Below are 12,681 nucleotides of genomic sequence, written 5' to 3'. Positions count from 1 at the left end.
GGCCGAGCGCGAAAAATGAATTGAACGGCGCCGCAGCGGCGTCCGATCGGAATGCCGTAAGGCTAGGCGTGCGGGGCGGTGAAGTCCAATATCGCGTGGACGCGATTTCAAGACGAAATGCATATCGCTGGCCGCGTGGGCGGGCGTGCAGGCGGCGCGGCCGGTCGCGCGGCGGCGGCGATTGGGGCTTGGTGCGGGGCTTGGTGCGGGGCTTGGTGCGGGGTGGAAGGCGGGTGGTTTGCGAGCGGTTTGCCTGCGGATTCCCCGCGGTTTTCTGCTCCCGCGCGGCGTGCCGCGTCGAATCGACGGGCCGATGCCGATAACGGCGCCCGTGGGCGCAGGCGGTCATGGCTTTCACGGCGTCGCGGGGCCGTCGGCCGTTTCGCGCGCGAGCGTGCGGACGGCGCGCACGAGATTCTGAATCACCGGCGATTTTTCGCGCGGGCGGTGCACGAGCACGATCGGCGAGCGCAGCGGCTCGCCCTGCAAGCCGTGGTAGGTGACGCGATCCGTCGGCGCCTGGCGCACCGACTCGGGGATCAGCGTCACGCCGAAGCCGGCCGCGACGAGGTTCACCGACGCGGGGATCTGCGGCGACTCCATTTCGACGGTCGGCGTGAAGCCGGCTGCCCAGCATGCGCCGACGATCGCGTCGTACAACGCGGGGCCGATCGCGCGCGGGAACAACACCAGCGGGTCGTCGGACAGCGCGTGCAGCGCGAGCACCGGCTCCGCGCCGTGGCGGTGGCCGGACGGCAGCACGGCCAGAAAGCGCTCTTCGACCAGCGGCTGCACGGCCAGGCCGCGGCAGTCGAGCGGCAGGCGCACCAGCGCCGCATCGACGCGCGCCTCGAGCACCTTGTCGATCAGCGCCGGGCTGTTGCTCTCCTCGCAGTGGATCAGGACGTCCGGATAGTCGCGCCGGAAGCGTTGCATCAGCGACGCGACGAACGGATGGAACACGATCGAGCCGGCGAAGCCCAGCACGAGCCGGCCGCTCAGGCCGCGCCCGGCGTTCTGCGCTTCGGCGAGCGCGAGTTCGGCTTCTTCGACGATATGCTTCGCGCGCTCGCGGAACAGGCGGCCGGCGTCGGTCAGTTCGACGCGCCGCGGATGGCGGATGAACAGGCGTGTGCCGATCTCGCGCTCGAGCTTCAGGATCTGCTGACTCAGCGGCGGCTGCGCGATGCCGAGAAACTCGGCGGCCTCGGTGAAATGCAGATACTCGGCCACCGCGAGGAAGTAGCGTAGCTGACGGAATTCCATGCGGGTGTCGGGTCGGGAAAGCGTGGGGCTCGGGGCCGGGGGAAGGCTTGGGGGGCGATTTTAACTCGGGCGAGCGGGGGGTGCGTTTTGGCGCGGTATGGGACGCTCGGACAGAGTTCGCTACCTGGACCGGCGCCGAGATCGCGTGACCAATGCGGTCGATCCGGCAGCGGCGAGACCACCGCGCAAGAAGCCGACGCCGTGCGAGTCGTCGTCCGCGGTGGCTCGCACGTTTCGATGCCGCATTCGTCGTCGCGAGGCGCGGCTCATGCGGACAGCCTCGTCGCCTTCCCCGCCCAACGCTTACCCCACCCGAAACCCACCCTGCTCCACCGTCAACCCCGCAAACACCGACCAATCGCAATCGCCCATGCCCGCCTCGACGGCTTCCGCCATTCGGTCCCGCACCACGGCGAGCATCGGCAACGTGCGGCCCGCCTGCGCGGCGGCGTCGCCTGCGAGGCGCAGATCCTTCAATCCGAGCGACGCCTTGAAGCCGGGCCGATACGCGTTCTCGACGATATTGCGCGAATAGGTCCGATACGGACGGCTGCCGAACAGCGTGCCGAGGATCAACTCGAAGAACCGCGTGCGCGAAAGCCCGTTCGCCTCGGTGAGCACGACCGCTTCGGCCATCGCCTCGATCGCCATCGTGATCATCATGTTGCACGCGAGTTTCGCGGCATAAGCGGCGGGCGGCGCTTCGCCCAGGTCCCACACCTGCTTGCCGATGGCGTCGAGCGCCGGCATGACGCGCGCGAGCGCCGCCGGCGCGCCCGCGGCCAGCACGTTCAGCTCGCCCTGCGCCGCGACGTCGGGGCGCCCGAGCACCGGCGCGGCCACATAAGCGACGCCCGCCGCGCGATGAAGCGCGACCAGCTCGTGCGCGAACGCGACCGAGATCGTCGATGCGACCACATGCACGAGCCCCGGCCGCGCCTGCTGCAACAGCTTCGCATCGAGCAGCACGGCGCGGATCGCCGCGTCGTCGGACAGCATCGTCAACGCAACGTCGGCCTGCAGCGCATGCACCGGCGCGGCGACCATGCGCACGCCGTCGACGGCGCCGCCCGACCGATTCCACGCCGTCACCGCATGGCCGGCGGCGACCAGATTGCGGGCCATCTCGCGCCCCATCGAACCCATCCCGATGATGCCGATTTCCATTCGACTCTCCTTGCGCACACGCGCGTTCACGAGGCACTGTGCAGCGGCCCGGCTGCCTCGGTATGTTCGACGAGCCAGTTCAGCATCGGCGTTCTTCTCGTAGATGAGCCCGTGGTCGTTGCCGAACTCCTGCCACGATACCAACGACAGCCGCTCGTCCGGCACTGCGGAATCTCGGCCGTGACGATGAAACAGTGCAATCGCGCGAATACCCTGCTTGTAGCCTTGCCACTCGGGATTGGGAATGATGCACATCGCCGCAGCGGGTAGTTCGATCATGCCGATCGGCACGTCGTCTGCGATGTACGCGCCGTCGAGCAATCGATGCAGCGCGGCGGTGGGCTCGTACATCGCGCCGTCGCTCGCGAAGTAGATTTGCCACACCAGGCTGCGGTGCGCAAGCTGCGCCGACTCCTCGTTCAAGCCGAGCGGAAGCGAGTGAGCCCACCCCTTCAGAAAACGCGGAAACTCCTTGTACAGCACCGCAAGCGGAAACCTGCGCATGCCATCCAAAAAATCCGCATCGCCCGTCTTGTGCCCTTCCTGCATGACGCGCTTCCACGCCTCGATCGCACCGGTGGCCCGGTAGCGCACCGGCGGCGGTAGACGCGCGTAGAGCGGATCGTCGGCCTCTATCGTTTTTTGGATTGCCCCTTGCAACAGCGCGGCGACAATCGCGCGGGGATCAAAGTAGGTGTAGCGGTTGGCAGGTTCCACTTCGAGCTTCATCCGAATTCCCAAACACAGCAAACCATTCGTCAGACGTCATCCCGAACCCGCATATTAGGCCGACTCTACGACACCGGGCAACGCTGGCTCCTGTACACGGCCGCGCCCGATGTCCGTGGCGATCGAGAAGGCATCGACCGATGCATTCAAAAATCTTTCAGTCACATATCACCTTCCAGAGCACGGTCAGCTAAGGCCGCTCCGCCAGGGCATTCCCGCCCTGGCGCACTTCGCTCGGAGGTTTCATGTCTTCCCCCTATGCATTTGCCGCCATCATGGCGGCATTTCTCTCACTGGGTATCGCGGTCGCCTTCTTCATCTGGCGCCGCAGATACCGCGTTACGCCACCCAGTGTCCCACCGGCCGGCGCAGCAGCGCCGGTTCTCTCCGCGCCGCCGGTACGCTATCCGTTCGATGACGAATGGGAAGCGCACGCGCCCTATCCCGATCATGCGCTGCACGCCATCCGGCCGGAGGGGGCCGCGTCTCGACATGCGCCCTCGTTCGACACACGGACTCGCCCGCGCGAGTCATTCGAGTTCGATGACGTCGAGCCGTTCGACCTGGACGAATCCCCACCCTTTCGTCGCGCCGACCGACACACGCCGCACGATCCCGATTGCTTTTCGTTTGCGCCGGACACCGCACCCGATTTACATACGCCGACGTCGGACGAGAGTGCGCCGCACTGCCCACACTGCCGTTCACCGCGCGTCGAAACGCTCAACGTCGCGCGCAAGGCGGGCGGCACGATTGGCAGCGTCGCCGGCGCCACCGGCGGCATGGCGATGGCGCTGTCTGGAGCCGAAGCCGGTGCGGCGGTCGGCGCGATTGGCGGACCGATCGGCTCAGTGTTCGGTGGATTGGCCGGCGCGGTAATCGCCGGCCTGCTCGGCAGTGCCGCTGGCTGCGCGGCCGGCTCCGCCGTCGGTTCTGCCATCGATGACGCCGTTCTCGACAACTACCGGTGCCGATCATGCGGACACGCCTTCGGCACACAACACGGCTGATCGTTGCGCTCGCCGCCTTCGTCGCGACGCTGCGCGTCGTCCGATCGTCATTCCTTCAATCCGACCTGCCCGGCGTGTGCCGGGCGTTATGCCTTCTTTTTCGAACAGGAGTCTTCAATGCATCTCGTCCAAACCATGGCCTACGTCGGTGCCGAACCCTGGCACGGTCTTGGCAACAAGCTCGCCCCCAGACAACCGCTCGAAGTCTGGGCGCGCGCCGCCGGCATGGACTGGCGAATCGAAGAAGCCGAAGTGCGCTTCGTCGCCGCCGGCGAACGCAATCTCGGCTCGATCCACGCGTTTCCCGAACAGAAAGTGCTGTACCGCTCGGACAACAAGGCGCCGTTGTCCGTCGTCTCCGCGCGCTATCAGGTCGTGCAACCCGAAGAGATTTTGGAGTTTTATCGAGACCTCACGGAGATCGGCGGTTTCCAGCTCGAGACGGCCGGCGTGTTGAAGGAAGGCCGCAAGCTCTGGGCGCTGGCACGCACGGGGCAGTCGGGCACCCTCAAGGGCAAGGATCAGGTCAATGGCTACCTGCTGTTGGCCACGGCCTGCGACGGGACGTTGGCCACTACCGCGCAATTCACGTCGGTGCGCGTCGTCTGCAACAATACCTTGCAGATCGCACTGGGCAACAGCGCTGGCGCAATCAAAGTCTCGCACCGCTCGCAGTTCGACGCGGCGGCTGTCAAACGCCAGCTCGGCATCGCCGTCTCCACGTGGGACGCGTTCATGGTCCGAGCCAAGGCGTTGTCCGAACGCAAGGTGACCGACTCGGCGGCCGATGCATTCCTGCGGCGCGTCTTGACCTACTCGACGACCAATCTTCCCGATCGTGAAGCAGTGGCTGTCAACGAGCGCGCGATCAAGGCGGTCGGCCAGCTCTATGCCGGACATGGAAAAGGCTCGGATTTGGCTTCGGCGTCGGGTACGGCGTGGGGCCTTCTGAACGCAGTCACGGAGTATGTCGATCACCATCGCCGCGCACGCACTGACGATCACCGCCTCGACGCCGCCTGGTTCGGCGCAGGCGCGACATTGAAGCAGAAAGCCTGGGACGAGGCGATGAAGCTTGTCGCATGACGAAGCCCATACCCCCCCTTGCCGTCGACATGCGCATTCAGATTCCGCGCGGAGCAGGGCTACGATTCGGCGGCCGTTACGCCACGATCCTGCAAATCAAACCTCAGGGTACGACTGTCCATCTCGGAAACGGCAAGCTCGTGACGTTCGCGCACGACGCATTGCAGGACGCCTTTCGCCGTATCGGTTCCGGATAGCCCACCCATCCCGTCACCTCTCGCCCGGCCAGATTTGCTCTGCCGGGCTTTTTTGTTTTCGGAGCAAACCATGACGACACCTCACCCTGAACCACCCCGTGCACGTAAGCCCGCACTGAAGCTCGTCAAGACGCAAGAACTGAGTCGCGACGACTGGCTCGCCGTGCGCCGAACCGGCATCGGCGGATCGGATGCCGCTGCTGCGGTCGGCCTGAACCCCTACATGAGCGCGTTGGAATTGTGGCTCGACAAGACTGGCCGTGCGGACGGCCTGCCCCGCCCCGATCCAGACGATACGACGTCGCCCACGTACTGGGGCACGCTGCTCGAACCCATCGTCGCCGCCTCGTACACGAAACAGACCGGCAACCGGGTTCGACGCGTGAACGCCGTGCTGCGGCATCCCTCGATCCCGTTCATGTTGGCGAACATTGATCGCGAGATCGTCGGCGTTCCGGACGTACAGATTCTGGAATGTAAAACGGCCGGCGAGTTCGGTGCGCGGCTCTGGCGAGAAGGCGTGCCCGAGTACGTGCAGATCCAGGTGCAGCACCAGTTGGCCGTGACCGGCAAGACAGCGGCGCACGTCGCCGTGCTGCTCTGTGGTCAGGCGCTCGAAGTGCATCGGATCGAACGCGACGATGCGCTGATCGGGCGCCTGGTCGAACTCGAAGCACGCTTCTGGCGGTTCGTGGAAACCGATACGCCTCCGCCGGCTGACGGGTCGGAGTCGGCCGACCGTGCGCTGCGACACCTGTATCCCGGCAACGGCGGCATTGTGGATTTTACGGACGATCCGCGCCTGTCGGCCGTGTTCGCTGATCTGGTTGCCGTACGTGCCGAGATCGAGACGCGCCAACAGCTCGAAGCGCAGTTCAAGCAGACGATCCAGCAGGCGATGGGTGACGCAAACCGGGCCGTATTCCAGACCGGCGCCGTGTCGTTCAAGCGCAGCAAGGATTCGTCTGGCGTCGATCTGGCTCGTCTGCTGGCCGACCACCCCGAGTTCGAAACGCAGTACGCCATCTCCAAGCCGGGTTCCCGGCGTTTTCTCGTTTCCACCTGATTCCAATCCCCATGACCAACCTCGAATGTCTCACGGACATCATGACGTTCTCGCGATACGGCGCGCTCGCACAGGCGTTCGTGATGGATGCGCTCAGCCAGTACGCGGAGCGCGTTGCGACAACACCACCCGATCAGTTGCAAGTCAACCCAATGGTCAGTGCTCGTGCCTGGCAGGGCGTCGCCTTGGAAATCCACGCCAAGCTCGAAGCGCATTTTTCCCGATAGTCCGCATCGCTCGCAGTTCTCTTCCCCCCAATTTCTATTTTGAGGACCACCATGCTCAAAGGTCTCGCCATCACGCCGCCCGTTGTCGGGCGAATCTCCATCGGCCGCATTGTCGAGAAGAATGGCAAGCGCGTTCCCGAAAAGGATGACCAGTTCACCCTCACCACCCAGGTGCAACAGCGCGGTGAGTGGATGCTCCACCCATTGAACGAAACGCTGCGCAAGGCAACGGCCGGCAAGCTGCGCGCGATTCCCGTGCGTGTGCTGTTCAGTGATCCGGACTTGAACCTGCGCGCCGAATATTCCCTGTTCGATCGCGATACCGGCCGCCCCGTGTGCGTCGGCAACGGCGAACAGTGCCGACGTGTGACAGATGCCGGTATCGAAACCCTCCCCTGCCCGTCTCCGGATGGCTGCACATTCGGTCGTCAAGGCAATTGCAAGCCTTACGGGCGCTTGAACGTAATCGTCGGTGATGACGATGAGATGGGTTCGTTCATCTTCCGCACTACGTCCTATAACTCGATTCGTACGCTGGCTGCACGGCTGCACTACTTTCGTGCCGTATCGGGCAACCTGCTCGCCTGCTTGCCGCTGGAGTTGAAGCTGCGCGGCAAGTCGACCACGCAGAGCTACCGGTCGGCGATCTACTACGTTGACCTCGGCGTGCGTTCGGGCAATACGCTCGAACAGGCGCTGATCGAGGCGAAGGAACTGGATGCGCGCCGCCGCGCCACCGGCTTCGATCAGGCCGCGCTCGATGCCGCTGCGCGTGCAGGGTTCGCCAACGGCGCGTTCGAGGACAGTCCGGATGAAACGGCGGCTGTCGCGGAAGAGTTCTATCCAGGTACGACCAACCCCGATACCGGGGACGGTCGCACCGACGAGACGACCGGAACGCCGACGTCGACCCTGCGCGACAAGCTCGAACGCAAGGCCGTGCTGCTCGGCGGCAAGGCAGCATGAGCGCGCGTCGCTGGGCGTTCGTCCTGGCGGTCGCCGCAACCACCACGGCGCTCTGTCTGTCGGTACTCGCCGGTTGGCAGCGCGGCGGCACATTACCGGAACGGCTCATCTGGATCGCCATCGGCATGGTGCTCGTCACGAGCGCGCACCTGTTGCCGGCGCTGATCCGCGAGATGCCGATCGCTATTCGAGGTGTAGGTAGCGTGTTATGGGGCGCTTGCCTGCTGGCGGCATGCTTCGGTCACGCAGTGTTCTTCACTTTAGCCCAGCAGCATGCCGGTGAGCTGCGGGCGGCAACGGTACAGACGATCTCGGTATCGGAGACTACTCGTAGTCTCACGACCGTCATGGCAGAACGCGCGACGGTGACGGCGCAACTCGCGGTCGCGCGGGCGCGTAACTGCATCGGAAACTGTACGACGCTCAAATCCCGTCGCGTTACGCTTGCCGCACGACTGGATGCGCTGAACGCCGAAGCCGATGACGTGAGACGCCAGCGGGCCACAGTGGATCGAGTCACGGCTCAACGTGACACATTACTCGTCGATCCAGTCACGTTACGACTCGCCGCGTTAGTCGGGATCACGGCGGGGCGTGTCGACCTGCTGACTGGTCTGACCTTCGCTGCGGTACTCGAAGGCGTCGCATGCCTGTTGTGGACCGTCGCGCTTCGATCACCGCGACGGACGCCGCTACCGGTCGTGACTGGCGTTGCGTCGACAGCAGTCACAGTGACGTCCTCCGTGACTCAGCCAGTCGTCATGCCAGTCACGGACGCGCCAAACGTGACTGAACCCGTAGTCACGACAGTCACGGATGCGGTCGGCATGACTCGGCCTGTAGTCATGTCAGTCGCGGCCAGTCACGACGACCAGACCGTTAGTCGCAATTCCGTAACACCGAGTCACGATCATACGACCGACAGTCATGCGCCGCGCGACGATCCGATTACCCCGTTATCGGCCGTATCTCCCATCGACGACCACCTGTCGCAGCTTGTTCGAGATGTTACAGCGGGTCTCGTCCGTCCGACCGTTGCCGACATTCGCCGCCACCTGGGTTGCTCTCAGGCACGGGCAGCCGAGCTACGCCGCCAGTTTGCCGACCTTAACATAACGGCATAAACAGCCGGGCCACGTGCCCGGCTTTTTCTTGTCGTCCTTTTTCCACTTCCACATCGACATGAAAAATGGACCAACACAATCTCGTTCCCAGCGTCAGTATCGCCAACCTCGCCAACCAGCGCGTCGCCGTTGTCGAACGCGTGCGCGCCGCGCTCGACCTGCTCGGCGAAGCTCAGCAACTCGCCAAGGCTGCACATCTCGGCTTTCCTCGGCTCGTGCTAGATGAAAGCTACGGCTGTCGCGGTCGACCCAGCATCACTGGAGAGTATGCGAAGCGCGACGAAGCCGAAGCCGCTATGGTGCGCATCGTCGACGTACGCGGTTGGGACTACCTGCTGTCAGAGTCGGGCCTGCGCACCTTCATGGATGCCAAGGCTCGTGATCAGTGGAGCAACCAGATCGCCGAAGGCGACGTGCCCGAACTAACTGCCGCCAACATCGAAGCGACCTTCGCCCAGCTCTATGGCGCGCGCGGCGACATGTTCGAGCGCGGCGTGCTCCAGTGCTTCCAGCGGCTGTCGTGGGACTACAAGAGCAATCAACCCTTCAAGTTCGGCCAACGCATCATCGTTCGGTATCTCCTCTCGCAAGGTAGCTCGAACTATCACGTCACGAATGAACTGGACGATCTGATGCGGGTGTTCAGTGTGCTCGATGGCAAGCCGGAGCCGGATCATCGGCATGGCATGTCGACACTCATTTCGGACGCACAACGTCAACGGAAGACAGAAGCCGAGCACGGCTATTTCCACCTGCGCTGGTTCAAGAACGGCAACGGCCACCTGACGTTCAAACGCGCTGATCTGGTCGACAGAATGAACCTGATTCTCGCGAAGCACTATCCGAACGCCCTCGCGTCCGAAGCCCGGTAGTTCCGGGACGCGTCCTGCGTCTCGTCTTTCCCTTATCCATTCAGCGAATTCGGTATCCGGCTTATCCGGAGGCTCGTGTTCGTCCATCACCTGGAGAATTTCGTGAATTTGCCATCCACCGTTCACGCCGGACCGCGCTTCAAGCTCGGCCGGATCTTCGCCACGCCCGCCGCGCTGGAAGCCATCGCCGACGCGCACGTGTCGATCATCGACCTGTTGATCCGCCATGTACGCGGCGACTGGGGCGACCTCTCCGAATCCGACCGCCAGCAGAACGAGTTGTCGATTGATGCAGGGCTGCGTCTGCTGTCCAGCTACGTTTTGCCCGGCGGTCAAACCGTCTGGGTCATCACCGAATGGGATCGGTCCTCAACCACGTTCCTGTTGCCGGGAGATTATTGACATGTTGATCCAGAAATTTCATCCGGGTCTCCGGCTCGGCCGACAGCCCGTCGTCGCAGCATCGGGCAATCCGATTTTCAGTCGTCAAGGACATTGGGACGGCGGCAGTACGTTGCACGGTGTGGCGATGGGGCTCGCGTTACTCGGCAAGCTCGCCGATCCGATCTATCTCCCGTATCACGTATCCGGCCCGGAACAAGTCGTGTGGGACGACGCATGGCCACATTACCTGAGCGGAATGACGATGGATGAGCTCGCCAACTTCGTCACCGACCTAAGTCTTGGCGTTCGTGCAGCAAAATCTGCCGCCTCCGGTATCGATTTCCTTCGCTTCATCTACGACGAATTGCTTGCGGGCTGGCCAGTCATCATCGGCTGGCATCAGCGCCATGTCGTCAAATGGCGAGCCGCTCTTGTCGTCGGTATCGAAGGTCATCAGAGTGACGGCGCGTTTGAGCCGCACGCCATATTGCTGATCGATCCGGCAGGCAACGAGCCAGGGCTCGCCGGATTCAATGCACGTCTCGACAGGCACGGCAGCGATCTATTCCGCTACCGCACGCCTGCTGCTGCACGCGCCGTGAAATTGATGGGCGGTGTGGCGATCCGCGACGTGATCGGCACGACTGCTGACACGTGATCTTCGGCAGCGCCGCGTTCTCGCGGCGCCTCTCCGCCATCAATCATGCTGAAAAATGCGTGCTAAAAAAACGATAGAGCCGCCTCGAAAACGACCGCAATCAACCCGAAGTTGCCGCTGGAAATACCCGAAGGACAAGCTCAGCCGCGATACGCCGCGCCGCGATCAAAATACTGAGGCTTAATTTCACTGCCTGCGCTCAGAATCCTCGAAAGTCTCCGACAGCACTGTGCCACTTTTTTCGAATCGATAGTAAACGCTGGTAAACCGCAGTGAAATCCGCGACAACACCATCGTCATTGCCATGAGCAAGCCTATTCCGGATTACAAATTGCCCTTGAAGATCGTTTAAATAATCCTTGAACCAAGCTTGCCCCTGCGCCGTCCGCCATCGATTCAGGATGGTGCTCAGCTTTGCAAACGTACCCACTTGATTTTCCGCAAAGGCTTTGAACTGGGCTTGATACAACTGCCCATTGCTCCCCTTTCCGCGCAATGGGCGTCGGCACGGATACCGCCCTCGCACGTCGCGTAGAGCGCCAGTAACGCGAAGCGATCGCTCCGGTCTCTCATGCTTCGAAATTCGTCAACAACCTCTTGCGACGTATAGCCAAAAAATCGATCCCCTGGCTTTCCAGCCTGGAATCGATTTTTCAAAACCTGCCTCTCCATTAATTGAAAACCGTCGGCGACCGTCCGATACCAGTCCGCCGTATTTTCGATCTCTTTACGGGCCGCCATGTTATTTTAATACCGTGTCGAACAGATATTCGATTTTTTTCCTTGGAGAAACCTTCGAAATGAAGCGGCCGATTGGGATCGGTGATGACCCATTGCCATTTTCGAGAAGAAACGGGAATATCTTCGTTATCCTTCTCACTCGCGTCGATCGCAATCAACCGTACTCGGTTTGTCAGACTCGTAACGTCCACGCGCCCGAAGCCGCCTATGATAAGCGTTGCGATTGGGTCAAACATGACTGTTGCCGCTCCCAAATGCACGGTCATGCGCTCGACGCTATAGGAGCCGATGAAATCTTCCCGGATCGTTTTTGGTTCATACGAGACGTCGTCGGAGTCCAAGCCCGCGTCAAGAAGTGCACGGTTGATGAGTGCATACAAACCGTTCAGTTCGCTCTTCCAACGCTCAAGCCTTGCCGACCAATCGACGCTTTGCTGCTCAACGTCCTTCTTGTGCTTTTGGATTAAGTGGCTGAGTGACATCGCGCTTTCCCCGTGGAAGTACTAAACAGTATCAGTAGGCATGTTAGCACCGCAGCATCGCCCGTGTATCGCCACTTGCCCGACACAGTAGCCGTTTCCCACGAATGCTAATGGTCGCCGTGTGCTGACTGTCCAACTATTACGTTACTACCTTGACATCTCGCAGCGTCGGCGCAAGATGCCGCCTTCTCAAACGTTCGTCGCGGACGGCGCTTCCTGAAATGTCGCGGCGGCTCCGCTCTTCGAAGTGGCGACAACGAATGCAGGACATTGCGGCGCCAAAAGTACAGGCCGAGCACTTCAAGCCATCGTCACCGTAACCGTCTGCGCTTGACCTCGGGCGGCGTCGCGGCGTTCGCGCGGCGCTCGCCCGTCGGCTTCAATGACACTCCTTCCAGCGGCCCAAACAGTTCCGCCAGCGTCACGTTCAGCGAATAACAGATGTTCGCGAGCGTCTCGATAGACGGATTCGCGATACCGCGCTCGATCGCCGAGATATAGGTACGGTCGACGAGCGCTTCGAAGGCAAGCGTTTCCTGGGATTTCTCAGCCGCATGCCGACACTCCTTGATCCGTTTGCCCAAGGCAATCGAGATCGGAGCCGGTCGGCTAACGGACGGGGATGAGCGCTTCACAGTCATGGCGTGCAGGATGCCGCGCCGTCGACTGATTCACGACGTAGTATACACATCGCTATCAGTCGTGT

Annotated in this window: 15 protein-coding genes; 10 read left to right on the top strand and 5 right to left on the bottom strand. The window is 62.5% G+C overall.

The features are described from left to right. Positions 1-354 precede the first annotated feature (354 nt). Both BCR55_RS11855 and BCR55_RS11850 read right to left on the bottom strand, forming a co-directional pair. On the bottom strand, positions 355-1,266 hold the full coding sequence (locus BCR55_RS11855) for a LysR family transcriptional regulator (protein ID WP_006481906.1): 912 nt from the start codon (positions 1,264-1,266) through the stop codon (positions 355-357). A gap of 303 nt (positions 1,267-1,569) precedes the next feature. Beyond that, positions 1,570-2,688 carry an NAD(P)-binding domain-containing protein gene (locus BCR55_RS11850; RefSeq protein WP_371493342.1) on the bottom strand — a complete coding sequence of 373 codons (1,119 nt, stop codon included), beginning with the start codon at positions 2,686-2,688 and terminating at the stop codon, positions 1,570-1,572. A 719-nt stretch (positions 2,689-3,407) separates the two neighbouring features. Between BCR55_RS11850 and BCR55_RS33385 the strand changes: the two genes are divergently transcribed. The 10 genes from BCR55_RS33385 to BCR55_RS11810 all read left to right on the top strand — a co-directional run bounded on the left by BCR55_RS33385 (position 3,408) and on the right by BCR55_RS11810 (position 10,752). Next, positions 3,408-4,172 carry a hypothetical protein gene (locus BCR55_RS33385; RefSeq protein ID WP_012492778.1) on the top strand — a complete coding sequence of 255 codons (765 nt, stop codon included), beginning with the start codon at positions 3,408-3,410 and terminating at the stop codon, positions 4,170-4,172. Positions 4,173-4,289: 117 nt separating this feature from the next. Continuing rightward, positions 4,290-5,258, top strand: coding sequence for a DUF932 domain-containing protein (locus BCR55_RS11840; RefSeq protein ID WP_006486525.1), 969 nt, complete (start codon positions 4,290-4,292; stop codon positions 5,256-5,258). After that, a complete protein-coding gene (locus BCR55_RS30660) occupies positions 5,255-5,455 on the top strand; it encodes a hypothetical protein (protein ID WP_041494520.1) in 201 nt (66 codons plus the stop codon). Before BCR55_RS11840 ends, BCR55_RS30660 begins: the two co-directional genes overlap by 4 nt. Before the next feature lie 70 nt (positions 5,456-5,525). Continuing rightward, complete coding sequence (locus tag BCR55_RS11835; RefSeq protein WP_006486515.1) at positions 5,526-6,521, top strand: YqaJ viral recombinase family protein; 996 nt, start codon at positions 5,526-5,528, stop codon at positions 6,519-6,521. Positions 6,522-6,532: 11 nt separating this feature from the next. Then, on the top strand, positions 6,533-6,748 hold the full coding sequence (locus tag BCR55_RS11830) for a hypothetical protein (RefSeq protein WP_006486507.1): 216 nt from the start codon (positions 6,533-6,535) through the stop codon (positions 6,746-6,748). Between the two features lie 51 nt (positions 6,749-6,799). Continuing rightward, positions 6,800-7,714: a hypothetical protein gene (locus BCR55_RS11825; protein ID WP_006486561.1), complete on the top strand. Its 915-nt coding sequence runs from the start codon at positions 6,800-6,802 to the stop codon at positions 7,712-7,714. Further along, complete coding sequence (locus BCR55_RS30655) at positions 7,711-8,838, top strand: hypothetical protein (RefSeq protein ID WP_006486492.1); 1,128 nt, start codon at positions 7,711-7,713, stop codon at positions 8,836-8,838. The genes BCR55_RS11825 and BCR55_RS30655 overlap by 4 nt, the downstream gene beginning before the upstream one ends. A gap of 65 nt (positions 8,839-8,903) precedes the next feature. Beyond that, positions 8,904-9,710 (top strand): DUF4942 domain-containing protein, encoded by an 807-nt coding sequence (locus tag BCR55_RS11820; RefSeq protein WP_006486559.1) that lies wholly within the window; start codon positions 8,904-8,906, stop codon positions 9,708-9,710. Between the two features lie 102 nt (positions 9,711-9,812). Further along, on the top strand, positions 9,813-10,112 hold the full coding sequence (locus tag BCR55_RS11815; RefSeq protein ID WP_012492779.1) for a hypothetical protein: 300 nt from the start codon (positions 9,813-9,815) through the stop codon (positions 10,110-10,112). Between the two features lies 1 nt (position 10,113). Further along, a complete protein-coding gene (locus BCR55_RS11810; protein WP_006486517.1) occupies positions 10,114-10,752 on the top strand; it encodes a hypothetical protein in 639 nt (212 codons plus the stop codon). A gap of 199 nt (positions 10,753-10,951) precedes the next feature. Here BCR55_RS11810 and BCR55_RS32385 read toward each other — a convergent pair whose 3' ends face one another. The 3 genes from BCR55_RS32385 to BCR55_RS11805 all read right to left on the bottom strand — a co-directional run bounded on the left by BCR55_RS32385 (position 10,952) and on the right by BCR55_RS11805 (position 12,616). Next, positions 10,952-11,221 carry a hypothetical protein gene (locus tag BCR55_RS32385; protein WP_127837584.1) on the bottom strand — a complete coding sequence of 90 codons (270 nt, stop codon included), beginning with the start codon at positions 11,219-11,221 and terminating at the stop codon, positions 10,952-10,954. Positions 11,222-11,423: 202 nt separating this feature from the next. Then, positions 11,424-11,975 carry a hypothetical protein gene (locus BCR55_RS32380; protein ID WP_012492781.1) on the bottom strand — a complete coding sequence of 184 codons (552 nt, stop codon included), beginning with the start codon at positions 11,973-11,975 and terminating at the stop codon, positions 11,424-11,426. A gap of 311 nt (positions 11,976-12,286) precedes the next feature. Next, the gene (locus BCR55_RS11805) at positions 12,287-12,616 is read right to left on the bottom strand and encodes a helix-turn-helix domain-containing protein (RefSeq protein ID WP_012492782.1); all 330 of its coding nucleotides are present in this window, start codon (positions 12,614-12,616) and stop codon (positions 12,287-12,289) included. Between the last annotated feature and the right edge of the window lie 65 nt (positions 12,617-12,681).

The sequence above is a fragment of the Burkholderia sp. CCA53 genome, from assembly GCF_001685525.1.
Classification (GTDB): Bacteria; Pseudomonadota; Gammaproteobacteria; order Burkholderiales; family Burkholderiaceae; genus Burkholderia; species Burkholderia multivorans.
Note: the sequence above shows the minus strand (reverse complement) of the source record. Positions and strands in the feature narration are given on the sequence as shown.

Excerpts from the sequence above, each read along its gene's own strand:
- BCR55_RS11855 (WP_006481906.1), bottom strand. The coding sequence starts at position 1,266 with ATGGAATTCCGTCAGCTACGCTACTTCCTCGCGGTGGCCGAGTATCTG.
- BCR55_RS11850 (WP_371493342.1), bottom strand. The coding sequence starts at position 2,688 with ATGTGCATCATTCCCAATCCCGAGTGGCAAGGCTACAAGCAGGGTATT.
- BCR55_RS33385 (WP_012492778.1), top strand. The coding sequence starts at position 3,408 with ATGTCTTCCCCCTATGCATTTGCCGCCATCATGGCGGCATTTCTCTCA.
- BCR55_RS11840 (WP_006486525.1), top strand. The coding sequence starts at position 4,290 with ATGCATCTCGTCCAAACCATGGCCTACGTCGGTGCCGAACCCTGGCAC.
- BCR55_RS30660 (WP_041494520.1), top strand. The coding sequence starts at position 5,255 with ATGACGAAGCCCATACCCCCCCTTGCCGTCGACATGCGCATTCAGATT.
- BCR55_RS11835 (WP_006486515.1), top strand. The coding sequence starts at position 5,526 with ATGACGACACCTCACCCTGAACCACCCCGTGCACGTAAGCCCGCACTG.
- BCR55_RS11830 (WP_006486507.1), top strand. The coding sequence starts at position 6,533 with ATGACCAACCTCGAATGTCTCACGGACATCATGACGTTCTCGCGATAC.
- BCR55_RS11825 (WP_006486561.1), top strand. The coding sequence starts at position 6,800 with ATGCTCAAAGGTCTCGCCATCACGCCGCCCGTTGTCGGGCGAATCTCC.
- BCR55_RS30655 (WP_006486492.1), top strand. The coding sequence starts at position 7,711 with ATGAGCGCGCGTCGCTGGGCGTTCGTCCTGGCGGTCGCCGCAACCACC.
- BCR55_RS11820 (WP_006486559.1), top strand. The coding sequence starts at position 8,904 with ATGGACCAACACAATCTCGTTCCCAGCGTCAGTATCGCCAACCTCGCC.
- BCR55_RS11810 (WP_006486517.1), top strand. The coding sequence starts at position 10,114 with ATGTTGATCCAGAAATTTCATCCGGGTCTCCGGCTCGGCCGACAGCCC.
- BCR55_RS32380 (WP_012492781.1), bottom strand. The coding sequence starts at position 11,975 with ATGTCACTCAGCCACTTAATCCAAAAGCACAAGAAGGACGTTGAGCAG.
- BCR55_RS11805 (WP_012492782.1), bottom strand. The coding sequence starts at position 12,616 with ATGACTGTGAAGCGCTCATCCCCGTCCGTTAGCCGACCGGCTCCGATC.